Source organism: Pseudomonas sp. Z3-6 (assembly GCF_051131985.1).
Taxonomy (GTDB): Bacteria; Pseudomonadota; Gammaproteobacteria; order Pseudomonadales; family Pseudomonadaceae; genus Aquipseudomonas; species Aquipseudomonas zanjanensis.
Genome location: NZ_CP071644.1, coordinates 3,510,764 through 3,537,195, shown reverse-complemented (window position 1 = coordinate 3,537,195; position 26,432 = coordinate 3,510,764). Strand labels below are relative to the sequence as shown.

General features: G+C 61.2%; 21 protein-coding genes. 1 reads left to right on the top strand and 20 read right to left on the bottom strand.

Annotated elements, in window-relative coordinates; all coding sequences use genetic code 11:
- Window positions 1-164 precede the first annotated feature (164 nt).
- On the top strand, window positions 165-1,625 hold the full coding sequence (locus J3P88_RS15865) for an efflux transporter outer membrane subunit (RefSeq protein WP_434570101.1): 1,461 nt from the start codon (window positions 165-167) through the stop codon (window positions 1,623-1,625).
- Window positions 1,626-1,740: 115 nt separating this feature from the next.
- On the opposite strand, the gene J3P88_RS15860 is transcribed toward J3P88_RS15865, so the two are convergent.
- The 20 genes from J3P88_RS15860 to J3P88_RS15765 all read right to left on the bottom strand — a co-directional run bounded on the left by J3P88_RS15860 (window position 1,741) and on the right by J3P88_RS15765 (window position 26,428).
- Entirely contained in the window at window positions 1,741-2,361 is a 621-nt protein-coding gene (locus tag J3P88_RS15860; protein WP_186706707.1) for a TetR/AcrR family transcriptional regulator, read from the bottom strand.
- 96 nt (window positions 2,362-2,457) lie between these two features.
- The gene (locus tag J3P88_RS15855) at window positions 2,458-3,462 is read right to left on the bottom strand and encodes a hypothetical protein (RefSeq protein WP_434570099.1); all 1,005 of its coding nucleotides are present in this window, start codon (window positions 3,460-3,462) and stop codon (window positions 2,458-2,460) included.
- A 146-nt stretch (window positions 3,463-3,608) separates the two neighbouring features.
- Window positions 3,609-4,016, bottom strand: coding sequence for an OmpA family protein (locus tag J3P88_RS15850; protein ID WP_434570097.1), 408 nt, complete (start codon window positions 4,014-4,016; stop codon window positions 3,609-3,611).
- 84 nt (window positions 4,017-4,100) lie between these two features.
- Window positions 4,101-4,739 carry a type VI secretion system ImpA family N-terminal domain-containing protein gene (locus tag J3P88_RS15845; protein ID WP_434570095.1) on the bottom strand — a complete coding sequence of 213 codons (639 nt, stop codon included), beginning with the start codon at window positions 4,737-4,739 and terminating at the stop codon, window positions 4,101-4,103.
- A complete protein-coding gene (tssE, locus tag J3P88_RS15840) occupies window positions 4,736-5,191 on the bottom strand; it encodes a type VI secretion system baseplate subunit TssE (protein WP_434570093.1) in 456 nt (151 codons plus the stop codon). The genes J3P88_RS15845 and tssE overlap by 4 nt, the downstream gene beginning before the upstream one ends.
- Window positions 5,192-5,194: 3 nt before the next feature.
- Window positions 5,195-5,731, bottom strand: a complete 537-nt coding sequence (gene tssJ / locus J3P88_RS15835) for a type VI secretion system lipoprotein TssJ (RefSeq protein WP_434570091.1) — start codon at window positions 5,729-5,731, stop codon at window positions 5,195-5,197.
- On the bottom strand, window positions 5,712-6,809 hold the full coding sequence (gene tssG / locus J3P88_RS15830) for a type VI secretion system baseplate subunit TssG (RefSeq protein ID WP_434570089.1): 1,098 nt from the start codon (window positions 6,807-6,809) through the stop codon (window positions 5,712-5,714). Before tssG ends, tssJ begins: the two co-directional genes overlap by 20 nt.
- A complete protein-coding gene (gene tssF / locus J3P88_RS15825; protein ID WP_434570087.1) occupies window positions 6,773-8,542 on the bottom strand; it encodes a type VI secretion system baseplate subunit TssF in 1,770 nt (589 codons plus the stop codon). The genes tssG and tssF overlap by 37 nt, the downstream gene beginning before the upstream one ends.
- A 22-nt stretch (window positions 8,543-8,564) precedes the next feature.
- Window positions 8,565-10,142: a type VI secretion system protein TssA gene (gene tssA, locus J3P88_RS15820; protein WP_434570086.1), complete on the bottom strand. Its 1,578-nt coding sequence runs from the start codon at window positions 10,140-10,142 to the stop codon at window positions 8,565-8,567.
- A complete protein-coding gene (locus tag J3P88_RS15815) occupies window positions 10,139-13,492 on the bottom strand; it encodes an ImcF-related family protein (protein WP_434570084.1) in 3,354 nt (1,117 codons plus the stop codon). Before J3P88_RS15815 ends, tssA begins: the two co-directional genes overlap by 4 nt.
- Window positions 13,476-14,615, bottom strand: a complete 1,140-nt coding sequence (locus J3P88_RS15810) for a hypothetical protein (RefSeq protein ID WP_434570082.1) — start codon at window positions 14,613-14,615, stop codon at window positions 13,476-13,478. The genes J3P88_RS15815 and J3P88_RS15810 overlap by 17 nt, the downstream gene beginning before the upstream one ends.
- Entirely contained in the window at window positions 14,612-14,869 is a 258-nt protein-coding gene (locus tag J3P88_RS15805) for a PAAR domain-containing protein (RefSeq protein WP_434570080.1), read from the bottom strand. The genes J3P88_RS15810 and J3P88_RS15805 overlap by 4 nt, the downstream gene beginning before the upstream one ends.
- A 22-nt stretch (window positions 14,870-14,891) precedes the next feature.
- Complete coding sequence (locus J3P88_RS15800; RefSeq protein WP_434570078.1) at window positions 14,892-15,464, bottom strand: DUF3304 domain-containing protein; 573 nt, start codon at window positions 15,462-15,464, stop codon at window positions 14,892-14,894.
- Window positions 15,451-17,745, bottom strand: coding sequence for a T6SS phospholipase effector Tle1-like catalytic domain-containing protein (locus J3P88_RS15795; RefSeq protein WP_434570076.1), 2,295 nt, complete (start codon window positions 17,743-17,745; stop codon window positions 15,451-15,453). Before J3P88_RS15795 ends, J3P88_RS15800 begins: the two co-directional genes overlap by 14 nt.
- Complete coding sequence (locus tag J3P88_RS15790) at window positions 17,733-18,206, bottom strand: DUF3304 domain-containing protein (RefSeq protein ID WP_434576481.1); 474 nt, start codon at window positions 18,204-18,206, stop codon at window positions 17,733-17,735. Before J3P88_RS15790 ends, J3P88_RS15795 begins: the two co-directional genes overlap by 13 nt.
- 77 nt (window positions 18,207-18,283) lie before the next feature.
- On the bottom strand, window positions 18,284-19,057 hold the full coding sequence (locus J3P88_RS15785) for a DUF4123 domain-containing protein (protein ID WP_434570074.1): 774 nt from the start codon (window positions 19,055-19,057) through the stop codon (window positions 18,284-18,286).
- Complete coding sequence (locus J3P88_RS15780; RefSeq protein WP_434570072.1) at window positions 19,054-21,450, bottom strand: type VI secretion system Vgr family protein; 2,397 nt, start codon at window positions 21,448-21,450, stop codon at window positions 19,054-19,056. Before J3P88_RS15780 ends, J3P88_RS15785 begins: the two co-directional genes overlap by 4 nt.
- Window positions 21,447-24,086 (bottom strand): type VI secretion system ATPase TssH, encoded by a 2,640-nt coding sequence (tssH, locus tag J3P88_RS15775; protein ID WP_434570070.1) that lies wholly within the window; start codon window positions 24,084-24,086, stop codon window positions 21,447-21,449. The genes J3P88_RS15780 and tssH overlap by 4 nt, the downstream gene beginning before the upstream one ends.
- A 113-nt stretch (window positions 24,087-24,199) precedes the next feature.
- Window positions 24,200-24,691: an Hcp family type VI secretion system effector gene (locus J3P88_RS15770; RefSeq protein WP_434570068.1), complete on the bottom strand. Its 492-nt coding sequence runs from the start codon at window positions 24,689-24,691 to the stop codon at window positions 24,200-24,202.
- Window positions 24,692-24,712: 21 nt separating this feature from the next.
- Entirely contained in the window at window positions 24,713-26,428 is a 1,716-nt protein-coding gene (locus J3P88_RS15765) for an OmpA family protein (RefSeq protein WP_434570066.1), read from the bottom strand.
- Window positions 26,429-26,432 lie beyond the last annotated feature (4 nt).

Here is a 26,432-nt window from a genome sequence, read left to right as displayed (position 1 = left end):
CGTGACCATTACTGTCAATGGTCACAATCCGATTCACACCCTAATCAATCTCCCCCGTAACCTTTATTCAGTCACATTACAAAGTTTGCTCCCTGAGTGCTCATTGACAGAAAGTGACCACAATATAATATGGTCACAAATCATCCACGACTTCAGGAATCCCAATGTCGCCCCTACGCCCCGCTGCTTGGTTGGTGAGCTTCAGCATGATGGCAGGCTGCACTGTCGGTCCGGATTATCAACGTCCAGACACTGCGCTCACCCATCGCTACCTGGGCCAGGCCTCTGTCGAGCAAAGGGCCGCAGCGACGCCGGCCAGCCTGGCTACATGGTGGGAAGGTTTTGCCGATCCAGTGCTCAGCGACCTGATTGCCAAGGCGCTCGAGCAGAACCTGGACCTGGCGCAGGCATCGGCCCGTGTCATCCAGGCGCGGGCCGGCCTGGGGGCTGCCAATGCGGCGTTATTGCCCTCTGGAAACATCAACGGCCAGGCTGCACGCGCGTATCAATCCGTGGAAACGCCACTGGGCCAAGTGCTGGACTCGACACCAGGCTACGATCGCTACGGCAGCGCCTACGAGCTCAACCTGGGCGCCAGTTGGGAAATGGACCTCTTTGGCGGCCTGCGCCGCGGACGCGAAGCGGCGTTGGCCGAGTACCAGGCCAGCGAAGCAGGTGTCACGGCCACACGCCTGGCCGTCGCCGCACAGACTGCCGACCTCTACATCACTGCCCGGGGATTGCAGGCGCGGCTGGACATTGCCAACCGACAAGTCAAGACACAGCAGGACCTGTTGGAGAAAGTCCAACTGCTCTACAGCAAGGGCCTTGCGGCCAGCTATCAGGTTCATCAGGTCGAGGGCACCCTCTCGCAGGTCCAGGCGACGACGCCCGTGCTGCAGACAGGACTGGACGCGGCCATGAACGCCCTGGATGTCATGCTCGGCACGTCGCCCGGCACCTATCGCGGGCAGTTGGCAAATGGACGGAGCATCCCTTTGGCGCCACAGATAACGACCATGGGGGCCCCTGCCGATCTATTGCGCCGCCGGCCAGACCTGATCGTGGCCGAGCGTCGTTTGGCTGCCTCCAATGCGCGTATCGGCGAGGCCATCGCCGAGTACTACCCGAAATTTTCCCTTAGCGCGTTGCTGGGCAGTGCCACGGCAGTTTCCGCCGGCAACCTTTTCACCGGCGATGCCAGCCAGGCGGCGGGCGCGCTGGGGCTGCGCTGGAGACTCTTCGACTTTGGCCGCATCAATGCGCAAATCGACCAGGCCAAGGGGCAGGAAGCCGAAGCGCTGGCGGCTTATCGCCAATCCGCACTGCGCGCCACCGAGGACGTCGAGAACGCCTTCTCCGCGCTGGTGAATCGAGAATCCCAGGCGAACACCCTCACCCAGGGCGAAACCTCGCTGACACAGGCCCGCCAATCTTCGTTCATTGCTTATCAAAAAGGCACCGCCAGCCTGATCGACGTCCTCAATGCCGACGCGACGCTGCTGCAGGTCTCCGACGCACGGGCGCAAGCACGTACAGAATCGGCACGGGCCGCGGTGGCGGCATTCAGGGCGCTGGGTGGTGGCTGGCAGCCTGCTGAAGGCCAGCCGGTGGCGGTTCGCTGACTGAATCCACCCTCATGACCAACTATGCGATTGGTCACAAAAATGGCGGATCCACTCAAGAGAAAGGCGCAGCCGTAACAGCCGGTACTGATGCGCGGTTACCGTCAGCCAACGCTCACGGCATGAGGCTACGCAAGATGAGATTGCAGGTAAGCGTGGGGGCGTCGTCGACGTAATCGAGGTTGTGTTGCAACAGCAAAGGATTGACGAACGGCCGCAGCGCCAGATGGATCGCGTCGACCGTCTCATCCAATGGCGTCTTGCGCTCGAACTCTCCAAGCTCCCGCCCCTCACGCACGATCTGCAGCACGAAGTTCTTGATCCGTGCGTTATAGACTTGCGAACTGGGCCAGCGCTCCGACGCGGAAAACGCCGCAATGTCATAGAGCTTGCGATCATTGAAAAACAGGTTCACACCCGTAGTGATCAGGGCCTTGACCAAGCGGCGAAAACGCTCTGTCGCCGAAAGCCCCTCTTCGCTGATGGCCTGCTCCACCGCCGCGACGATTTCGGCCAGGCACTGGCTACAGATGGCCTCGCCAATCGCCTGCTTGGAGTCGAAGAACTTGTAGATGTAGGCCTTGGAGAAACCGATGGCCTTGGCCAGGTCGGACACCGTGGTCTTGCCATAACCGTATTGACTGAAATGCTCATTGGCCGCCGCGACAATCTGGTGGCGAATGTCATGATCGACTGGGCCGCGGGTACTGGGCGAAGGTAGGGATGGCTGGTTCATGGGGGCAGCTTACGCATCCTGAAGATCGTTGACAACTTGTGACCGACGGCGCGACACGGTCACAAATTAGCATCTCTCGGGGTTCGCTACCGGCATCTACGCATTTACGGAAAATTGCGTCGCATCCAATGCATCCACCGGCGAAAAGCCGACGTTCTTTTTGAAAATCATGTTATGCACAAAATTTTTCATTGCATCAGACGGATCGATTGCATCGAGATTGAGCGTATCGACAGTAGCACGCGAAAAAGCAGCACTGAGAATCGGTCGTTCCTCCAGGTACCCTGTTGAACTGTTGAGCACCTTATCCAGCGCGGTGACGAGAATCAGGTCATCTGGAAGGATGGCCAAGAGCTCTCGCCCAACGCGCAGCGCGCAACTACAAACGTAATCCTGATGAAGCTCGTTGAATCGCCCCAAGGGCATTACCTTGGTGGACAATTTGCCACTTTTGAGCAAGCCCTTGATCTCCGTCGGAATAACATGGGCGCCATGAATCGACAGGCGAGCCTCGGGAATGCCATCCTCCTGAATGACCAATTTAATGGCTGATCCGAGATACGAAATTTCTGCAAAAGGCTCAAATACTTCAACAGCATCGAACTTTGCCTGCCGATCACCTTCGAGGATACGTTTGGCGAGATCTTGTTCTTCTTTCCAGTCGGCGTGAGCTGCTTTCCACACCTCCAACTCTGCCTGGAACCGGTTTTCGTCTGCGACCTGAGCGTTCGCAATCTTCGCCATCAAGTTTCCTCGCTGCCGGGCCTCAAGTTTAAACAAACGAACCCAAAATCCGGGGCGATAGCTGGTTGATGCGTGCATTGCGGCCAGGGCAAGCGTGTCGCTTTTCTGAGGTTGCACTGGCTCGGGCTTGGCGAGAACCTGCTTCCATTGGATGGGTTCACTGCACTCCTTGTGCACGGAAAGAAGAACGTCCAGGTGATTTTCATACACCTCAACTTCGTACGCCGCTTGCTCAAGCTCCTCCATGCGAGCGTATTCCTTGCTTTGACGCTCTAGTTCCCGCTGCCGCCGATGGGCGTTGCGCTCCGCTCGTCTTGCCGAGGCCTGCAGCGAACGCACAGTTCCCTTCCATCCCATTCCTGTTCTCCTTGGTTATGCGAAACCTTGCATGACGGCTCGTTAGCATAAGCGCAATAAAACGGGCTATCCGTTGTTTTTTGTAGGAATTCACGCTGATGCCTTACAAAAAACGCGTCCTGTTTTCCGGCCATCAAAAGCTTGCTTCACATAGAACGAGCTTCATCTGCAGGCGCGGTTGCGGAACGCTCACAAGCCCCCGCTTGGGGTACCAGGCGAATATCAACACGCCGATTGGCGATCCGCCCGGCCTCGGTGTCGTTACCTGCAATCGGTTGGTTGGCGGCGAAACCCTGTACGGCGAAGCAATCGGCGGCGATGCTCCCCACACGTTGCATCCATTCGCGCACGGCTGAAGCGCGGGCGTATGACAGTTGCAGGTTCTGCTCGACCGAGCCTGTCGCATCAGTGTGCCCGGCAATGAGGATCAGCCAGCCTGGTTGGGCCTTGATATCGACCAGAGCCTTGACCAGTACGTCGGTCGAGCCAGGCTTAAGCTCCGCACTGCCAGCGTCGAACAGTGACAGGCTGTCCAGGCGCACCGGATCGGGCAAGACGACATCTCTCTGCGCTTCCAATAACCCTGTGCGCCAGGCGCCCCCAACGACCAAGGCAAGCAGAAGCGCCGATATGCACAGTCACAGCATCAAACGCCTCTTGCCGGTTTTCATGTCCGGCGGCGGCAGGATCATGATCGGCATCGCAAATGCCGGCGCCGATACGCTGATGGGCAGCAACGCCGTTTCGACGCCAAAATCGATCCGCGTCAAACGCTGGATCAGGCTATCGACCTGCTGCTGCAAAGCCCGGAGTGTCATCAACGGCGTGGCTGTGTGGCTGACCAAGCGCTCATTCAGGCATGTCAACGCATTGTCCAACTCCAGCAATGTGCGCGGATTGCAGTTCGTCAATGCCAGGCTACGCAGCAGCGTATGCAGTTGGGCAAACAACCACCCGAGGATATCCAAGCGCACTGACACCGACGCCGGCCATAGACTCGACCATTGGCCAATGAGGGTCTTGAGCAGTCTCACGCCTTGGACCATGCCATCCAAACCATGACGCTGACTACGAGCCAGCGCATAGAAACTCACGGTTTGCAGTTCCGCCCCGTTCAATTGCAATAGCACAAGGCACAACTGCTCCACTTTTTGCCAATCCACATCGGGACAGGCGCGATGGCCCAGCTTGGCCAACTCCTCGCGCAGGGCGGCGAATTCAGCGTAGTCACGCGGATCACCGCCGATGCGAACATGCACTTCAAACAGCGCGCTCATCCCGCTTCCCTTCCGTTATCCGATAGGGAGTGTTGCTCCTCGAGGTGACGCACCAGGGCTTTGCCTTGCGGCTTCAGGGTCGTCCCGAACCTTACCCGTTGCCCTCCTTTCAATTGCACGTCCAGGACACACTCCAAATGCCCCGGCAGCACCTGTGGCAACAATTCGATGGCAAGCGCCATCAGCCGTGGTTCGTATTTGAGCAAGGTGTCGGTCATGGCTCCCATCAAGGTCTGGGCAGTCGCTGGCAGCCCCTGCAGAATGGTCCCCATATCCGGCAGCCCGTAATCCGGCAAATGACTGAGCGCCCCTGCCCGACTGTTCAGGATACGTTGCAGGTTGTCCAGGACCGACAGCGTGTGCTGGTCTTGCTCGCTGACGCGATACAGGTCCAGGTCACCGTTGAAGTTCTGCAGCAGCATTTCGTAGAGCGAGGGGTTTGGATCGGTCATGGCTCACTCCTTCACCAAGGGACGCAAGGACAATTGGTTGTCACCCATCTCGATGAGCCGGGCCCGATCCGGGTCCAATTCATCGCGTGTCAGCATCAGGCGCCAAGTGTCCAGTTGAGCATCAGGGCTGCGAAACAAACCCACCAGCGCGACCACCCGTGCCTGCGGGTCCATCGGCACACTCAACTGCGCCCCTGTTCCGGGTTTCACTACCACGGCGCGCTTGTCCAGCAATGCCCCTTCGAGCACGCCCTCGTCACCGCTCACCAGCCCCTCGTATGTCGCTCGGTCCAGCGCTTTGCTGTCGCGCAGCTGATACACCCGCACCAGGGTCGGCAGCGACAATGCATTCATGTCCGCAGTGTCGGTGTTCAACGTCGCGCGAGCATTGAAATCCAGGTGCAAGGTTTTCACCTGCTTATTGAAAATCGTCCCGGCCGTGGATGCGGTACCTTGCTTGACGGTCTGGGCCAAGCCACAGCCGCCAAGCGATACGGCGGACAGTGTGAGTATCAACACGTTAAAAACGGTACGTGACATGCTGTGTTTTCCTGATCCGTGGATGGGTCGAAAGGCCTTGGTAGCGGCCCAGGTTGATTGTGAGAGTGTCGTGTTCCGTCGCTTGCCAGGCGTCAGTACCCAAGCCCAGAACACCGGTCATGCCCAGTCGTATCGGGACATTGCCCAATACCGGGGCAGGCAAGCTGTTCACCGCGAGCGTCAATTTCAGCACTGCATTGCAACGCCAACCCAGGTACACCCGCAGCAGTACCAGCAGGTCGCTGTGCAGCGTGCCTCCGGGCAACCAGCCGTTGGCCTCTCGCTCGTCATCGGTGGATAGCACCAGTTGCAACTGGCTGTTGACGTCCCGTCCGACATTGCCCAGCGGCGTGCCCTGGGACAGGTTCACCGGGCGGGTCGGGCAAAGGCTGGCCGGGTGGGACAAGGAAATTTCCTGTGGACAGTGCGAGGTAATCCGCACCCGGGTATTGGCGGCCAACAGCTTGACCAACGCCTCGATGCCCTCGGCATTACGAGTCGGTAAGCGCATGACACTGAGCAACGCAAGGAAACGCGAAATCGGGGTCGCGACACGTCGGGCGGTTCCGGGAATACCCAGTCCGATCAAGCCCAACAGGCATCGCGATGTTTCGTCCGTGCCGCCTGCCTGGAAAGTGGCCGGATAGGAATACTTGCGCCAGATCCGGTAGAACTGGGTAAAGATCCGGTGATTGAAAATATCGAGGAAGGCCTCCAGTGCCTCATGCCCTTCCCGATGTTGAGCGATGTCATCGACAAATGCCGTCGGCATCGGCGAGTCGACACCGTACAAGCCCAGCAGGCGGGTGCGTACCGTCGCCGGGCGTTGCGGATTCTCTCTATCGAACTCGATCGCTTTCAGCTCGCCGGCGGGAAAGCCCATGCCCGGATCGGGCCGAAAGCGCACCGGGTCGTCCGCCGGGCGAGCGGTGCTGCCCAGGAGAGGGTCCGCGGGCGATGCTTGTTCCAGCAATTGGCAAAACCGGTACAGGCTGGCCTCGGCTGCCCGCTCCTGCAATCTGTTCAGCAAACCATCGGTGTTCAACCGGGAATCCGCTGACTGTGGTTCTCGCTCCATCGCAGGCGCGCTCCAGTAGGTTGAAGAATCAGCGTGAGCTGGGTGAACAAATGGATATCGGCGTAGAGCGCAAAGAAGCGGTTGAGCATTTCGCCGAACAGGTTGATATCGCCCTCCCCCGAAAAGCCATTGGCATCCAGGGTGATTTCGATATCCACGCCGCGCAGCAGAAAGCCTTTTTCGAAGCGTTGGATCAGGTGATGACTCACTTCGATGATCGCCGCCAGGCGACGCCGATTCAGCTCGCTGCCCGTCCAGTCATACAACGCCAGCGTTCCGCGTAGCACTTCGGCATTGTCGAGCATTGGCAAGAAGTTGGAGCCCAGGTGGCTGAGGATGCGCCAGTGAAAACGGTCGCGGTTCGGCGGGTAGCACGGCAGCGTCGGTGCACAGAGATTGCGTACCCGTAGACCGAACTGGGTGGACTGCACCACCGTGTCGAGCAACGTGCTCTGCAACGCTTTGCGAGGCAATTGACCGTGGGTGCCGGTCAAACGTAACGACAAGCACTGACCGGTGCCCAGTCGATCCTCATCGAAGCCTTCGCCGCCCAGGATCAGCCACATGTCATGCAAGCCATTGGCGGCCCGCTTCAAGCGAGTATGGAAATAACGTTCCGGTGCCTCATCACGCAACATCCCGCCCTTGTGGCGAAAGCTGGTGAAGGGCACGTAGTCCAGGCGCTCGACACCCTTCGATGCGGTGACCTGGTCCACCGAATAGATTTCCAAATGACCATCCTGCAAGCGCATGGGCCGCAGCAGGTAATCGGTTTGCAGAGGATCCAGCGCCATAGGATCGGATTCCAGCACAAACAGATTGATCACCGGCACCGCGTGCAGGCGGATATGTTCAGTGCTCAGGTCGAATGTATGAGGCCAGGGTTCACGCAGCACCACTTCAAGCTCGAACCAAGGGGCTCCGGGCTCGATCTCCAGTTGATCCAACCCGCAGAGGGTGACGAACATGAATTTTTCACGGAACGTGAAGTACTCCAGCAGCAGCTGATAGCCGCTGAAAGCGCTGTCACCCTTGGGCCACAGTCGATCTTCGTCGGCAAACCCCTTGGCCGCAAAATACCCGTCTACAGGCTTTCGCGCCGACTGGCCGGGCCAGCGTACATACATCGCCTGCTGGTTCAAGGCCAGGGCTTGGTGCAAGGCGCTGGCCAGCGGTGCATCGGCGTTCAGGTACAGCGGCAAGCGGCCCAGGTCGATATGCGCCCAATCAACGGACGCGCTACGGGCAAACCGCAGGCGCAGCAGCGAGCGGCCATTGAGTTCATGGGCACGCTCTACAGCGGTCAGCGCCAGCGGCTGCAGCGTCAGGTCTTGCGTGGTGGTGTAGCGGCAGCAAGTGCGCTGCGACCCGATGGGTTGCGACAGGATCTCGAAGCCCTGGGCGATCCGTTCACTGCGCTTGATCTGCGTGAGATCGGGCGCCAGCTCGACGATCGATAGCGACGGAATGGTCCGCAAATAATGCGGCCACAGCAGACTGACCAGGCCTTCGGTCAGCTCGGGCAGATCATCGTCGAGCTTTTCGCGCAGACGCCCCATCAGAAAGGCAAAACCCTCGAACAAGCGCTCGACATAAGGATCTTGCGCCCCCGGTTTGTCCAGGTTGAGGTGCGCCGCCCGGTCCGGGAACGCTTCGGCGAACTCCTTGCCGGCTTCGCGCAGGTAGCGCATTTCGGCGTCGAAATAGCGCAGTGTCAGATTGTCCATGTCCATAAAGAATCCTGATCAATAGGTGTCAACCGCAAAGCACTGCGGCACGTACCGGATCGATGGCCACCAGGGCCGCCAACAAGGCTTCCATGCGTCGGGCCAATGCCGGTTTATCAGCGTCGTTGCGCTGGGCTTTCAAGCGCAGCAACTTGAGCAGGCGAGCCTTGACCTCGAAATACAACTCGGGCTCCCACACGCGCAGGTCGTGGTGCTGTGCGGCGGTATCCAACTCCCCCAGCAAATGAATCGCCAAGTCAGTTTTGCCAAACTGCTCGGCCACCCGAGCCATCAACAAGCGCAACAACCAGCGTTGGCGTGCGCTATGAATGTCCGGGCGCGCCGCCAGCCAGGCCAATGCCTGCTCGACCCCTTCCCTGTCAGCCTGGGCCAACGCTTCGCTTTGCAGCGATAAAATGTCGGCATCGCCGATGCTCGGTGCGGGCGATGGAGCAGGCAACCATTGTTGGGGACGATTGCCGATGACGTGCTGGACGATCCATTCACGGGTGGTTTCATCGGCGAAGGGCGTCCCGTCGCTCCAGCACAACAGCTCCAGCCCCGGCAACCGATCGAGGAGCATGCCCAGGTCACGCTGGGTAATATCGGCCCAGCGATCCTGGGGCGCGGGTTGTTTGCTCAGCGCCTGGTACACGTACCACTGCAAGTCCAGCCAGAAATGGTTCACGCCTTCGGCATAGATCCGTTCCACCTGATCGAGCAACTCACTCCAGCCTTGTTGCAGATACAAACGCTTGAGTTGCGCCCGATGGTCTGCGCGCGGCGGCGCCAAACGGGTGTTGCCATCGGCAGCCTGGGGTGGCGCTTGATGTATCGTGTCCCAGCGCAGGCTCTTCATCAGTCGATGGGCTGCCAACCATCCTTGGGGCTGATCGCGCAGATAACCGGCCAAGGCCCGGCCGTTGTCCAGCAGGTCCCGACCTGATCTGATTGTCGTAGCGGGCGACGCCCCATTCGATTCCTGGCTGGCCGTGTTTTGCGGGACCAATGCCTCCATGCCTCCAGACTGCGCCAGCCGGGCCGAGAGCGCGGCGTACAAAGGGCCCAGGCACGGACGTTGATCTTGCGACCATGAACCGAGACCCTGCTCCAGCCAGACCAACGCCGCGACGGTGCGCTCGGCTTCGGCCTTCACCACCTCCGGATACAGCGATAAGGTATCCAGCACCTTGCTACCGGCCAGCCACTGCAACGCCATCTTTCGACTGTTGGGCCGTACGGGCAGCACCGTCTCGGCGAACCGCTCCACCAGGGCCGCCAGCAGGCTCAGGCCATCGGCCAGCCCCGCCTCACCGTCCCTGTGCAAACGCGCCCACAAGTAATAAGTGGCCACGCGCAGATCCTTACAGGACTTGGTCAGTAGCTTTTCAGCCAGCTGGATCACTCGTTCGGCATCGGCACCGGACAACTTGTCGACTTCTTCGCGCATGTGCTGGAAGTCATCGTCGTAACCAGGGTCGTCGCCCACGGGAGACGCATCGCTGATGGGCTGTAGCCAGGGTTGCCAACGGGACATTTGCTCGCGGGCAATCGACAGTGGGTCGCGCTTGCCCAGGCAGCGGGCGATCAAGCTCTGCAGGCTCATTCGAATCGCTCGTTGCGCGCATAGCCCGCCGCTGCCCCGCCCTCGGTGAGAAACACCTGCCCCGGCAACGTAAACCCTCGCAGCCTGAGCAACGCCATCGGCCCGGCGTCCAGCTCGGTGCGCAAGTGCCAGGTCAAGCCCAGCCCATCGGGGGCCTTGAGCACCATTCGGTAGCGGCTGTCGCCGTCATCCAATGCGGTAAATGTGGCCTGCTCAAGCAAGCGGATCAGTCCCCACGTGCCGGCGTAATCCGCAAACAACCGCTCGCCGGTGTGGACGCTGGTCCAGGTCAGGCTCACGCCGGGGTAGTCGCTGCGTCCCGGCCAGCCGAAGCGCTGCCAGCGTTCCTTCTGGTTGAAGTACTCGTGTTTTTCACCGTTGAGGATGAAGGTGGTCTGCACCACATCGCGCACGCCTTTGCCGCTCAGCTCAAAACTCAATCCCAGGTTGCCGTCGGTGAAGAGCACGTCGGCCAAGTCGCTCAGTTGGTTGATTGCCGCGAGGAACTTGGGATTGACCCGCAAGCCTCGACCATGGCGCGGATCGGCCACCCAGCGGTTGCCCTCCTTGCGCAGCACGCCGCTCAACTGGCTGTGCAGGAAGCGTTCGATGCGCCCCGTGTCGGCGCGGATCATCTGCCCCAGCATCGGCAACGAGGCATCGCTGGCGGTCGCGGCGAACGGATAACGGCCGGTGAAGGCGGTGTTCCAATGCGCGACGATCGAGCGCTGCCACTGACTGTTGAGCCCTGCCGCCGAGGGTTGCAGCACGCGCTGCCAGGCCTGTTCCAGCGGCTGCACGAACAGCGTCTCGCCGATGCCGGCCCATTGCGCGCCGAGGCTGGCGGCCATCAGCCGGCCATAGGATTGGGTGTCGGTCAGGTCGATGCCCCGGCCCTGGAACACCGTCTGGGCCAAGGCCTGGGTCATTTCCAGCGGGTCGCTGGCGCTGCTGACTTGTTGCAGTTTCAGGCGCACGCGGGTTACTTGGGTGAGGTAGGCCTGGAGGCTCAAAGTGTCATTGCCGCCCTTGACCAGTGTCAGCAGCGGCCCGAAGGTGGCATCCAGCGGGCCGCCCGGCAAATCCACGAGTTGATCGATCACCGGCGCCTTGTCCGGTCCGATCAGCTTTTGCGCGGACTTCATCAGCGAGTCGCCCAAGGCCTGACCGCGAGTGCCGGCCTGCCCTTGGTAGGCCAGGGTGTTGATCAGCGCGATCAGCGGCGATTGGCGCACGTCACTCATCAGCGTCAGTTGGTCGATCACCCCATCCAGGCTTTTTGCTTGATTGGCACGCAGGCTATTGAGAAACCCCAGCCAGGCGCTGGCGTAATCCTGAAAATAGCGCTCGGTCAGGCGCGCCTTGAGCACGTCGGGGGTCAAGCGGTCATCAATATCGCCGGGTTTGTCGCTGAGCACCCAGTCGATTTCTTCACGGCGCGCCTGGGCGATTTCATCGATGGCCCGGCGCACCTGACCCTCCCAGGCCTGGCGAGTGAATACACCTGGCACACGGGCCTTGCTGGAAAACAGCGCGGCGGCCTCGGTGTCGCCGACCATCTGTTGCAGGCCCAGGGCCGGATAATGCTGGGCGGCCTCGTCGAGCACGCGTTTGTACAGGCCGGCCTCGGCGTTGCGTTGGCCCATCTGGTCGAGCAACACCTGGCGCACCTGTGCCACCAAACGTGGGTCGGCCTCGATGCGCCAGTCCGGGTGCGCGGGCAATTGCTCGGCATAGAACTGCCACAGGTTCGGTGCGAAAGTTTGCCAAAAACCAGGAGAGATGCCGTCACGCGTGGGATCGACGTGGCCCAGGGTCTTGACCAACAGGTCCACCTCGGCTTTTTCCGGGCGCGCCATCATCAGGTACGCCTTGAGCTGATCGTAGGCGTCACGGGTGCGCTCGATGCGTTCGGGGCTGCCTGGCGCGAGCTGGACCAACGCGCTCAATTGCTCGCGCAAACGGGCCGCCGCCGGGTCGCGGACCAGGCGGTTATTGGCTTCGACGTAACGGGGCCACAGCGCTTCGAGCAATGTTTCATTGCGGTTCAAACCAAAGCGCTGGTACCACGGCGCACCGTGTACGACGCGGTGATCCAGGCGCGCCAACTGGTGCACCAGTTCATTGAGTGCCAACAGGTGTTCATCGCCCTGGGACGATTGCTGCAACGTCGCCAACACGGACTGCACCTGGACGATCTGCGCCCGATTACTCACGAAGGACAGCACCGTCCCCGCGATGCCCACCAATGCCAGGCCCATGAACAGCGCATAAGCGACTCGCGGTACGCCCCAGCCCAGGCGAGCGCCGACCGCCTTGTCGCGCTGCACGCCATGCCAGGCCGGATCCGGCCACCAGAAGTGCAGGTTTTCACTGCTGTGCGCCACGGGCAGCGGCAGGCTGAACCACAGCCCGCGCAGCAGCACGCCCGGGTTCATCCCACCCCACAACGGTGCCAACGCCTGACGCCAATGGGCAATGCCATCGACCTTCAGATCCCGGGACAGGCGCAGCAGGAAATCGTGGTGCATCTGCTTGTTGACCTGCATCTGCTCCAGCCCCTCATGACGCAAGGGGCCCAGCAGGTTGCGCAGGCTCGTCTCCAACATCGGCGCCGTGACCCGCGCCGGCAACAAACACCCCACCGGCTGGGTCTCGCGCTTGTCCTGCGGCCAGGCGCTCTCGCAAACCTGCCACACATGCAAGGGTAACTGCCGCCGCATCCGCCGCGCCAGGTCGTGCAAGTGCCGCAGGGCCTTGGCCATCGCCGCGTCGTCGGTGCTTTGCGGTTTATCCAGCGCCCAGACCACCCCATCGAAGGCCCGCCTACGGCGCAGGGTGAGCCATTGGTTCAGCAGTGGGGTGTTGAGGGGTTCTTGAAGGCCGCCGCCCCACAGGAGCACGGTGCGTTCGCCTTCGAGCCATTTCTTTTTTTCCAGTTCCGGGGCGATGGCGGCGATTTGGGCGGGTTCGCCGACGATGAGCAGGAGACGGACTTTGTGGCGCCAGAGGGGGCCGTATTGGAAGCGTAGGTGTTCGCGCAGCTCCGCGCCAATTATCGATTCAGGTGTCCTGGCTTCAGGTCGTGATGGGGTCACCTGGGTGCCGCCCACCAAAACCCTGATCCCGTTCTGCATGGCTTGCCACATCAATATCGCCATAGCGAACAACAGCGCCCAGCAGAACACTGCCTTGAGCAGCAGGTCCGACAGCACAACGCGGTCGAGGGGTTGCCCAGCCCATAGCCACCAGCCCACGCCTGCCAAGGCAACAAACACTGCCACGATCAACGCCAACAGGAGTGCCGTAAACCATGAAGAAATTTTCAGAGGTTCATCTGCTTGAGTCATGGGGTTTCACAATTCCAAGGGCCAAGGTGTAATGAGGATCGCAAGCCAACCAGGCACAGGGCTCACCGTGTTGTTCGGCGTACCAGGCGGCGAGGGTCTGCGCGACCATGGCCTGCAGATTTGCCAGCGCGCCGAAATTGAGGTCTTGCACGTTTTGCCGAGTGTTCCAGCCAATGGCGGGCAGATCGGCTACATCGGGTTGGGAGAACGACACGCACACTCGGGCAGGCTTGTGCAGTTCGCTTTGTTGCAGCGCTCGTTCGGCCACCTTCATCAGCGATTCTTGATCGCTGAACCATTCCCCCCGCAAGACACTCGTGCCTTGCTCAGGGCCCAACAGCCAGAGCAGCGCCGCCTCGCCCGCCGGCAGACGGCTGTCCTTTTGTGCTGGCGAGGATTGGCAACCGCCACAGAGGATGCGTGCATCCGAAGGGGCGCCCTGCAACTGGTCGATGATGGAGTCCAGGCTGCGCATGCCCTGCCAGGACTGAGGTCGCTCCGGCAGCTCAACCTTCGGGCAGGATTGAGCCATCTGTTCGACGAAGGCTGTCCAGGACTCAAGTGAACCCTGCCAATAGCAATGAACTGGCTTCAACACGATGGGCTCGGTTTGCTGCTCATGCCATTGCAGGGCAAGTAAAACGGCCAGTTGCCGCTCGCGCTCGGCTAGTTCATCACCGTGTACCTGGAGTAGACGAAGCACCCTGCCTTCGGGCGTTTCCTGCGGTGTGGGCGGCGGTTGGTCCGGGTTGAACAGATTCTGCCTGTGTTCCTGAGTCTGGCAGGCGGGCCCGAGCAGGACGGTCTCGACCAACGCGGCTTTTTCTCGATGATGTGCCCACCAGGCATGCTGCATCTGATGCGCCCTCTTGGCATAGTAGTGCTCGTTGCTCTGGCCGAGCCGGAAGTACAACACGCGCAACAGCAGTGCGAAAAACCAAACGAGTAGCCCTAGCGACGATCCGACAAATACGAAAAGTGACGGCCAACCCCAGGAGTTGTGCATTAAAAACGCGTTGGTACTAATCAGAGAGGCCAGCAGCACTCCCCCACTAACCAGCCAGCGCGAATAAATGGGGGGCTGTGCGACAGAGCAAAGCCTGAACTCCGGCACCGGGTTCATGAGGCCACCTGCGTATCGGGCATGGAACTGACCAAGGTGCAATCGCAACCGCAGCGATGGCCATCCAGTGCCACCGGGAACCCGTCGATCTCCATCAGGTCACTGCCCTCGGCAATCTCGGTCCGGCCATGCAGATTGCAACGCACGGCGTCGCCCTGGCAGGCGATGGCCAGGTCATCGCACAGGTAGTGGCCTTCCAGAACCTCGCCTCCATATTCCTTGAGGGTGTCGCCTTGGCGAATAATGGCTTTCATGGTTTTCAACTCCTTGTAATGGTCAGGACTGCGGGCACGACGTAGGCACCGGCAGGTTGAGCGGGATCTTGATCGGGTATTCGGGGCTGCCGTAGGTGTGGCAGGACGTGGTGACCTGGATGTCGTCGCAGGGCAGGAAGTGCACGGTCAAGCCGCAGACTTTTTGGTGGGTGTAGTCGGGGATGGGGACTTGTTTGCTGTGCCGCTTCTTTTGCGCGTCGATCTTGTCGAGCCAGGCATCGTATTTGGCTTCATCGGCAAGACCAGGATTGTCGTAGGAATAAGCCACACCGGTCTCCCAGTCGATCCGCACAGTCATATCTGGTTGCCAGCGTGATGGCGCGTTATAGCAGCAACCGCCCCCCCCCCCTTGATAGGGCCCGATGATGTCGATTCCCGAGCGCCCATCAACGCTGAAGCGATTGATCGCCCAATGGGTGTGATTGATGGCTTCGAGCGTGCTGGCCTGGGCGCCGGATGCGAGCACCACGAGCAAGCCACAACAAGCGCCGAGCAGCGCATGCCTCGGAGTGAAATGGGGCACTGAAGAATCGCCTTGTGTAGCGTGACGAAGCAAAGGTTCAGCTTGGCGCATCGTTCGTCTCCTTGGCCTGCGCATAAAAATCCTTCCACAGTTCGTTGATGTCCTTTTGTGCTTGTGCCAGGCGCTCGGCATCCATGACCAACGGCACCGGGTCGCTGGCGGGGGGTGTGACCCGCGCCAACTCGCCCTTGCGGTTTTCGCTGTACAGCGCAACTTCCCGGCTGTTGGCTTCGCCAAAGAACACCATGCGGTCGCGCAGGAAACTGCCCCCGGGTTCACGTCCGAACGAATAGAGAAACCAGGCACGTGAGTCGTGCACGTGGTCGTCGAACAGCGCACGCAATAAGCCTTCGGGTTGCTTGGCGTTGCGGCTTTCGTCGACGTTGCCGCGAAAGGTTTCGTTCTGGTGGTTCACCTGGGATTGGGGCGGTGGGAACAGCCGGCTGACCAGCTTTTTGCCGGCGGTTTTCATCCGTTCACGCTCGGCGCGGATCTGGGCGGTGGCCCAGAACAGCACCTGGTCGGCAACCAGCGCCAGGCTCAGCACCTGCACGGCCAACGGCGCCCGGCGACCGTCGCCCGGGTAGTCTTGCGCAAATTCTTCGGCCGCTTCGCGCAACTGGGTTTTCGCCATGTCGGCGTCGAAGTCCTTGACGCCGGGTTTCAGCGGTTTTTTTGGGAGACGGTGGACGCGTTCGGCGGCGTTTTGCTGGAGGCGCTCTCGTTCGATCGCCAGTTGTCGTTTGTCACGATCTTCTTCCGCCTTACGGCGAACAGCTTGGTCGGCTTCTTTATCGCTCGCTTGTTGGTAGAAGGGTGTCTGCTTGAGGCTGGCGAAGGCGTAGCGGTCGATGCGCCAGGCGGTGATCCAGTCCAACTGCGTGCACAGGGCTTCTTCCAGGCTCACGTTGGTTGGCAGAGGCTGATAGTTTTCGATTTGTTCGATGGGCAGTGGTTGGATTGTAGCGGGCAGGTCCAAGGTGACTTGGCGCCAAGCGTTGAAGCGATCAGCGAGAGTCGACGTCGTTGCAAACGCCCGAACAACTTCGGGGGACATTGCACGCCAGAGCTCATGACGCAACTCTACCGGTAGAGCATCCTCCGGAACCTTCAAGGGAGCTCCGTGATTAAAAGCATCGGCATACAGATCGTTTAGAGCAATCTGCGACAGTAGCAAACGGTCATCCCTACCAATCGCCTTCCCCTGATCCCCCGGCGGATACCCCCCACCCTGATCCGAATGCACACCCGGATACAGCACCTCCTGGCTATTGGCCGGATACTCACCGTTTTCACGCCGAATGGATTCCAACGGAAAACACAGCCGCTGCTCATGACTCGCCACCAGATGCAGGCAACGCTTGACCAGCCCGCTGTCCGGCAGTTGTTGATTGCCATCGGCCCAGCTCATGTGCCCCTGTGCGCCGGGCATGATATCGGCGATGCCCACCGAGGCCACGGTGTCCAACAACCCCAGGTATTCCACGCTCAGGGGCAGCCTTAAATCCAACATCGGCAGCGTCAGCGCCGAGTCGGACAACAATCGGTCCAGCCAACTGACAAAACCCCGCGCCGCCGTCGCGCCACGGGAAAACCCATAAACGTACAACTTGAGCCCCAGCAGCTTGACTTGGCCTGGCTGCGGTTGGGTCAGGGCCAGGTGCAGGGGTTTGGCCAATGCCTCCAGCTGTTTGCGAAATTCGCGGCTGCGATTGGCGTGACCGGTTCCCCAACCCAGGCCCAGGGCCGTGCCCATAGCTTTAACCGACGCTCGCAGCGCGGTGTTATCCAGGCGAGGTTGGCCCAACGTGCGGCGCAGGGCATCGATGAGCATCATCAATCCCCAGTTGATCCGCTCTTCGCCGTACCAGGCGGTGGCCAAGCCCATTTCGCCGTAATCGAGGTCGCCGACTTCTGGGAATGGGGTGCCCACGCCGGGCATGTAGTACTTGAAATACTGGCCGTTGCCGGTGCCCGCCGCGTCGACCAGGCGTTCGGCCTGGTCGCTGTGGGCGGTGCCGCCGGCATGGCCGGCGCCGATACTGGCGCGAAACAGCCGGGCAATGTTGGTCGGGTGGGGCGTCGCGGATTCGTACAAATCGTTGTTCAGGTTATTGCCGGTGCCGTCGAAAAACAGGCTGATGTGCACGGTCTTGCAGCATGGCGGCATCACCCTGCGCCCGGCGGCGACGCACAGGGCGTCGTGATAATCCTGCTCCAAGGCGCATTGGCGATTGATATTTTGATAAACCTGTTGGGCGCGGCTGGGCAAACGGTCTCTAACCGGAAATGGTGGTGGGTAGTAAATATGGGATAGTTTCACTTCGGACATGACGTAGGCTCCGGCAAAGTAAGCGGGGTCTTGATTGGGTATTCCGGACTGCCATAGGCGTAGCAGGACGTGGTGACTCGGATGTCGTCGCAAGGGAGGAAATGCACGGTCAAGCCGCAGACTTTTTTGCCGGTGTAGTCCGGGACAGCCACTTGTTTAGAGTGCTGGCGTTTTTGCGCATCGATATTGTCAAACCAGGCATCGTACTTGGCCTCATCGCCACTACCTGGATACCCCGCTGAACTACCAACTCCCGTTTCCCAATCAACCCGCACTGTCATACCCGGCTGCCAACGCGCAGGGGCGACATAACAACACCCTCCGCCTCCGCCCTGATAAGGCCCAATACTGTCGACCCCCGAACGACCATCCACACTGAAACGATTGATCGCCCAATGAGTGTGATTGATCGCTTCCAAGGTGCTCGCCAGCGCACCTGAAGCGAATAAAGTTGCAGCCATGCCAGCGGCAATCGCAACAGGCCGCCTGGCTCTCGAAAATGTGTGCATAAGGCCATTTCCCTTTCGTTGAAGACCCATCATTCAGGCGCCAGCAATCGTTCAAGAACAAAAGCCTCACGCTCGGGCCCCAGAAGCAATCCCGCTTCGGTGGCCGCGAGCATCGCGGCGTAACACTGTTGAAAATATTCTTCCGCACCCCAATGCGGCGCACGTGCGGCAAGCAGCTTGCTCGTTGCCAAGGTCGCGTCACTGGCACAGCCAAGAACCTCCAACTGGTCGTCGCTAAGGTCCAAGAGGCAAAAGTCCTCGGGGTCCAAGGGCTCGCCCGGAACGCCAGGCAAATGCCCAGGCACGCCGTCACGATCCAGCCAACTCCAGAACACCGCCGGACGCAGCAACAGCTGCTGCTGTTCGGGTTCCAGCACATGGCTGAACAGCAGCGCAAACAGCCGCGGGTCGTAATAGCGCAGCAGCCCCGTGTAGCCACCGTTGGTCGCTTCCAGGCAGCGGCCGAGGTGTTCGGCCAATGCCAGAAACGGCCAGGGCGAGGCCAGCACCAGCAGTTGCGAACGACCGCGCGCCTCGTGCATCAGGCCACCCAGCCATTGCCGTTGCAGTGGCTGCGCCAGCTCGACACGCAGCAACAGCGGCGCGAGTTCGGCGGCGCCTTCCTCGGGCAGGCCGGTGAACAGCGAATGCCACTGCAACGGCGGCTCGACGCTGAGCACGCTGGGTAATATCGGGGCGTTGCTCGCGGCCTGATCCACGATGACGTCGAGATGGTTGATGCCGCCCTTGGCGCAAGACACCTCCAGCAAGTCGAGCCAGGCATGGCGTTGGATGGTTGTCATGCTGATACCTCCCTGGGCATGAATCCTTGAGCGGCGGCTTGGGCCCTTTTCAAACACTCCTTGCACACTGAACCGGGCAGCTCAGGCAGCGGGAACGTCTCGCTGCTTGGCCGGTTGAGCCTGTGCTTGCCTTTGATGCTGATCAGGCCAGGACCATGGATCTGGATTTCGCCTTGAGGCGTGATGCGGATATAGGCACCCCCACACCCCAGGGTGATCCCATTCTTGGCCGTCACCTGCACATGCCCCTGCACCGACTGCACGCTGATGTCCTGCTGGGCTTTCAAATCCAACACATCACCGTGGGATTCGATTTCCAACGGCCCCTTACCCGAAACCAGCCGCATGCCTTCCTGCTGGGCCAGCAGCGAAATCCCCTGGTTGGCATGGGCCGACAGACGTTTAGCGGCGGCGAGATTGATTTCGTCCTGGCTTTGCAGGTAGAACGCGTCACCGCTTTTGAGCAGCAGGCTGGCCGGGGTGACCGCGCCGATGCCCTTGGGGGCGCTGAGCAAAATGGCGGCGGCCTTGAGGTCTTTGGCGTCGGTCTGGAGTTGCTGCAAGCCGCCCAGGTCGGGCTTGCGGCTGTGATGGGCCTGGGCGATGTCTTGCCAGTCGGCCATCTGTTGTTTGGCGCCTTCGACCTGGGCGCTGGCCGGGTCCATGCTCAGGACGTCGCCCTTGGCCTTGACCTGTTCATCCGCACTGATAAACACCCCCTTGCCAGCACGAATCGCCCCCCAGCCATCCGTGCGCAACTCAAACCCTTCCCCCCGCTTCTTACGCTCGGCATCCACCAGATGCCCCAGGTTCAACTGGCTCTTGCCACTGTGCTCGGTGCTGAGCTTGACGTGCTCCTGCCCCCGCGTGTCGTCCATGCGCAACTTGTTGTTGGTCGGGGTGCGCAGCACGTTGCGGCGTTCGTTGCGGGCAGTGACCAGGTCTGGATGGCGGTCGTCGTGCAGGGCGTGGGCGATGTAGGGGCGGTCGGGGTCGCCTTGTTCGAAGGCGACGGCCACTTCGGTGCCGGCCTGCAGCGGAAAATGCAGGCCGTGGATATCGCCGCCATAGGGCCGGGCCAGGCGCAGCCAGGCGCTTGAGCGGGCGGATTCCCAGGTGTCGCGGTCGAACAGAAAGCGCACCTTGTAGCGGCCTTCGAAGTCGAGGTCGGCGTACGGCGGGTTGGTTTCCGGGTGGTTGATACGGGCGGGAATGGTGCCGCTGATGCGTGGCTTGGGCAGCAGCGCTGGGCGAAAGCACACAGTTTCCGAGTAGGGAATGGCCTGGAAGGTGGCGATGAAACTGCGGTCGCGGGCGGCTTCGGTGCGCAGGCCGACGATCACCGCGCCGGGGTCAAAGGCCTGGGGTGCGCCGCCGGTGATCTTGAGCAGTTGCGCCGGTGCCAGGGTGGCGCTGGTGGTGGTGCCGCTGAGGCGGACCTGGTCGTTGAGGTAGCGTTCGTGGCGCAGGCGGGCGTAGAAAAAACCGCTTTCGCTTTGCAGGTCTTCGTCCAGGGCGTAGCGCTCGCCCAGCACCGTGTAGGGTTCGCCGTAGTGATAGGCCTCGCCGTAGGTGCCTTTGGCGCCTCGGGTGTGGTCGACTTCGCCGTCCAGAAACGCGTAGGCCTCGCGGTGGTTATAGGCGCGAAAGTTGATGTTCTTTTCCACCACCTGGTGGGCCGTTTGCAGCTGCCAGACCGCGTCCTGTCCGTTGCTGGTCAAACCCGATGGAGGGCGACACGGCAACTTGACGCCGCGTTGGTAATGGCGCTGGTCGTCGTGAAATTCCACCACGTCGATGCCCAGGCGATCGTCGCTGACGATGCGATACCAGATGCCGACCTCGGCCAGCAGGCGCTCGATGAACGCCAGGTCGCTTTCGTCGTATTGCATGACCTGTTCGCGGCGAGGGTATTTGCGCACCACATTGAAATAAAAGTGCTGGCCGAGGAAATCGTGGCGCGTGCGCAGGATGTGTTCGACGATCTCCGGCACCGACTGGTACTGGTAGATGCGGAACTGTTTGCCCCGGTCCAGCAGCGCGAAACGTGGTTGCAGGGTGATTTCGTAGCGGGCTTCGTCGTGGGAACCGGACAGGCGCTTGAACTCGGTGACCGCACCGTGGAAGGTGCGCAGCGGCTTGATCACCGGGGGCTTGAAGCCCTTCGGTGTCGGCGGTGGCGGCATCGGGTACAGGCTGAAATGGGCGTCCCGCTTGAGCAGGTCGGTGGGGACCAGGTCGTGCTCGGTGCAGGTGAACTCGATGCGGTAATGGTAGGGGCGGCTCAGGTGCTCCTCGCCGACGAACGCCAGGACGTCGAGGCGGGCCTTGAGGTCGTAGACGCTGAGGGTGTGGCGGCTGTGGTCGAAGAAGGTGCGCACGGCGGTATTCATTGCGCGACCTCCGTGGCGGCGGCATCCGCAGCATCGACGAAGCGCAGGGTAATCCCCTCCTCCTGGCAATAACCCAGGTGCACTCCCCGCGTGCGCAACTGCGCTGCCCGACGTTGCAGCAGCTGTTGGCTCAGCACCGGCAGGATCTGTTCGTTGAGCAGGCTGTCGATGTTGCGCGCCCCGGTGTCGGGCAGCAGGCAGGCGGCGACCAGGGCCCGGTTGAGAGCGTCGTCGATCTGGCAGTCCAGACCGTAATGGCGCTGCAAACGCTTGGCGACCTGCCCCAGCTTGATCGCGACGATGCGTTGCAGGGCATCCTCTTGCAGGGGGCGGTAGATGAGAGTCTGGAAGCGTGCCAGCAAGGCCGGCTGGAAATGTTCACGCAGGATCGGTCGCATCAGTTCATGCAGCACGCTGTCCGGCGCGTCGGGTTGCGCCTGCAAGCAGGCCTGCAATGGGTCGCTGCCCAGGTTGGAGGTCATGAGGATGACGGTGTTGCGAAAATCGATCTCGCGCCCTTCCCCATCACGCATGAAGCCGCGATCGAAGACTTGGTAGAACAGATTGAGAACGTCGCGGTGGGCTTTTTCCACCTCGTCCAGCAGCACGACGCCATAGGGCCGCTGGCGCACGGCTTCGGTCAGCACCCCGCCCTGCCCATAGCCGACGTAACCCGGTGGCGAGCCTTTGAGTTGGCTGACGGTGTGGGCTTCCTGGTACTCGGAAAGGTTGAGGGTGATAAGGGATTTTTCGCCACCGAACAGGCTGTCGGCGAGGGCCAGGGCGGTTTCGGTCTTGCCGACCCCGCTGCTGCCCACCAACAGGAAAACACCCAAGGGCCCCTTGTCATCGGCAAGCCCGGCCTTGGCTGCACGCAGGCGCTGGGCCATTGCATTAAGTGCCGGGGCCTGGCCGATCACGCGCTCGCCCAGTTGCTGTTCCAGTTCCAGCAGGTTGGCTTGTTCATCCTTGAGCAGGCTGCCCAAGGGTACGCCGGTCCAATCGGCAATCACTTCAACCACGCTGCGTGCGTCGACGTCCAGGGACAACAGCGGTCGATTGCCTTGGATTGCATCCAGCTGTCGCTGCAACTGCCCGCACGTTTGCTGCTGCGATACTCCAGCCTCGCGGGCATCAAGCAGTTGCTGGGACAAATCGAGCACCTGCATGTATTCGCGCACCCGCTCAACTCGCTGATGTTCCAACTCAGTGTGTTGCGCCGCGATTTGCGCCAGGCGCTCCGTGTCAACGTTGCCGCTAAGGCCCTGGTCTTCTTCCAGCGCTTGGCGCTCCAGCTCCAGGGCAACCTGCCGCGCCTTGAGGCGGACCAAAGCCTGCGGCTCGCAATCCACGCTCATGCGCACCCGTGCGCTGGCCGTGTCCAGCAGGTCGACCGCCTTGTCCGGCAATTGGCGACCGGTGAGGTAGCGCCGCGACAGGCTGACGGCCGCCCGTACCGCCCCATCCTGGATGTGCACGCCATGATGGCTGGCGTAGCGTGCCTTGAGGCCGCGCAACATCAGGCAGGCGTTGGCGTCGTCCGGTTCGTCGACCTTGACCTTTTGGAAACGGCGCTCCAATGCCGCATCGCGTTCGAAGTATTGTTTGTATTCGCTCCAGGTGGTGGCGGCGATCGTGCGCAGTTCGCCACGGGCCAGTGCGGGCTTGAGCAGATTGGCCGCGTCGGTCCCGCCCGCCTGGTTGCCGGCGCCGATCAGCGTGTGGGCTTCGTCAATAAAAAGCAGGATCGGGGTTTCGGACTGCTGCACGGCTTCGATGACGTTCTTCAGCCGCTGTTCGAATTCACCCTTGACCCCGGCTCCGGCTTGCAGCAAGCCAAGGTCCAGCGCCCGCACGCTGACCGACTTGAGGCTGTCGGGCACGTCGCCCTGGGCAATGCGTAGCGCCAAGCCTTCCACCAGCGCGGTTTTACCCACGCCCGGTTCGCCGACCAGGATCGGGTTGTTCTTGCGTCGACGGCTGAGGATGTCGATGACTTGGCGTATTTCATCGTCGCGACCGAACACCGGGTCAATCTGCCCTTCCTGCGCCCGGGCGGTCAGGTCCTGGGTGAATCTGTCCAGCAGCGCCTGCCGTGCATCGGGTTTGGCACTCTCGGGGACGGCAGTGGGCTCGCACATCGCGACGTGCTCTTGCACTTCGGGACGCTCTTCGGAGGTTTGATCCAGCAAGGCAAATAAACGCTGCAATTGGGTCTCGCTGAGGCTGAGCAATGGCCAGGCCTCTACGCAAACCAGCAGTTCGGGCGCGTCCATCAGCGCCCCCAATAGATGCGCGGAACGCAGCCGGTCGTTGTCGTCATCCAGCGAAGCACGCAACCAGGCATTCCTGATCAGTTCCTGCAACGGCTCCGACAACTGCGGCTTGCCTTGTACGCTGCGCGGCAGGCTGTCGAGGTGGTTGAGCAGGCCGCACCACAGCGCCTCCAGGTCCCACGCGTAACGGCGCGCGATGACGGTCAGGTCGCCCTCGCCCTGCCCCAGCAACTTGAGCAACCAGTGCTCGATGGTGATATGTCCGTGGGCACGGCTTTGACACAGCGACGCCGCGTCACTCAGTGCCTGGGCGCAGTAGGGATTCAGACGACGAAGCAAACGAGTGGCGCTCTGTGCCATGAGGGGCGTCCTTGTGCGGGTTTCAGTGTTGGGGCAAGCGAGGATTGAGAGCAGATGTGCTTGGCTGAGCGCCCGCGAACGGACGCTCAACCCAACACACCGCTACTTACGTGTCAGGCGCTCTGGCGTTCGCTCCAGGCGTCGGAATGGATGATGTTGCCGTCCTTGTAGGTCCAGGTGACCTTCTCGTAGCGCAACTCGATCTCTTCCAGGTGATTGTGCTTTTCCTTGCCTGGGTCCTTGATGTCGTGCATTTTCGGCGCGACTTTCACCACCTTGACCTTTTCCAGGCGGGTGACGAAGTACACGACTTCCTGCCCGGCATCGTTAATGCGGTACCACTTGAATTCGGCACTCTCCAGGGTTTCCCCGCTCGTCACGGCCTTGTAGAGATAAGGGGTTGAAGCATCGATTTCCTTGGTAAACACAAACGGTGCATGCATCCGCGCACCGGTCAATTTTCCGGTGTTGTTATCCGTGGGGATCGCAAGGCTGTGGTCTTGGGCGAGCACCTCGATACTGCCCTCGCGCTCCTGCACATCGACCGATCCCTTGATGGCCTCGTTTGCGTCCTTGTGCAGCCAGAGATAAATGGGAATTGCCATGGGAAGCTCCTGTTTTTAACGTTAATAGTCGCGGGATGCGACTGGGGGTGGCGTGTCCGGACCTGCGGTGGGAAAGGCACAAGCCCCCACTTCAGGTACCAGACGGATATCGACACGACGATTGGCGGCGCGCCCTGCTTCGGTGTCATTACTGGCGATCGGCTGGCTGGCGCCGAACCCTTGCACCGCGAAGCAACTGTCAGGCAGGCCGCCCATGTGTTGCATCCAGTCATGCACGGCGGCAGCCCGGGCGCGGGACAGCCGCAGGTTCCGGGACTCATCGCCGGTGGCATCGGTGTGCCCGGCGATCACGATCAGCCAGCCGGGTTGGGCCTTGATACCGACCAATGCCTCGATCAGTACCTTGGTCGAGTCCGGCTTGAGTTGGGCGCTGCCCGGACTGAACAGCGAGAGGCTGTCCAGGCGTACCGGCCTGGGTGATTGCAGGGGCGTTGAAAGCGGCGGTTCGCGGTGATTGGTGAGCACCGCCCACAGCGGCGCGCGCCAGCGTTCGCCGCGATACAGGCCCAGGCCCAGCGACAGCGGCTCGCCGTGTCGGTAATACCTGTCCAGGCGTTGAGCTGCCTGACGGAGCACCAGCGCTGTGCCTTCACGCCGGATAACGGCCTGCTGATCACGTTGTTCCAACGCCGAGAGGGACGTGTAGCGATGCAGGTCATCACTGACTTGACGTGCCAACAAGGTGTTCTGCCACGCAGAATTGAACAACGCGAGTACGCCGGTCAGCGCGAACATCCACAAGCCGGCGACAGTGGCGCGCTGTGTCTGCAGGCGTTGGACGCGCCGTGGGATCAAGTTCAATACAGGGTCCGGGAACGGCAACCGGGCACCTGCCAATGCTTGCCTGTTGTCCTCCAGCGCTACTTTGTGGCGTAGCCATTGCCGCCACAAATTTTCTTCCACGAGTTGGGGCAACGCCCGTACCGGTTTGATAGCGCAAATAAATGCTGAGCCAACAACATCATCCAACCGCAAGTGTGGCAGGACCGCCTCATGCAGCCAGGCGGCAGCGCTGCGCAGTTGCACGACGGTGTGGACCCGTATGGCTTGCAACGACGAATCAACGGATTGCGACTGCCAGTCGGCCACACTGACGCAGGCGCCGGCATTACGGATCCGGGGACTGGGCTGACCGTTTGCCCAACAGAACCAGGGATCTTCGCCTTGCGATGTCTGTAGATAGCTCACCAGCACCAGCGGTAGTGCGCCCCCGTAGTTTCGCGCCTGGGCGAATTGGTAGCGGAAGGCGCGCAGGTGCCCGGCCAGGACGCCAGGCTCTGCGTGCGAGCCGGAATTGACGACCAGCATCACGCTGAGTTGGCTGCCCCAATCCGGGCGCAAGGCCAGGATGCTTTCGGTGACGGTCGGTAACTGTTCCAGTTCCGACACTCGGATGTAGCACCCTTGGGCACTCACGCGCAGGGCCGTTTGCTCTAATGGAATGGTGCCGAACAAAGCCTCCTGGTCATCGCCGCAAACCAGTACGACCGGTCGACGAAATGAAGCCGCGGGCAAGGACGCGTTTGCGGCCAGGCCCGCCGATCCAAGCCGGCGCGCAACGCGGCGGCTGGACAGTATCCAGCCCAACCAAACACAGCCCACCACCACCAGCATCGCGACGACGCGTGCCCAGGTGGCAAGCGCAATGATGAGGATTAAGGCGAGCGCAAGCGTGCCCGCCCACAGCCAGAGAACTCGTTGCAGTTTGAGCGTCATTTGC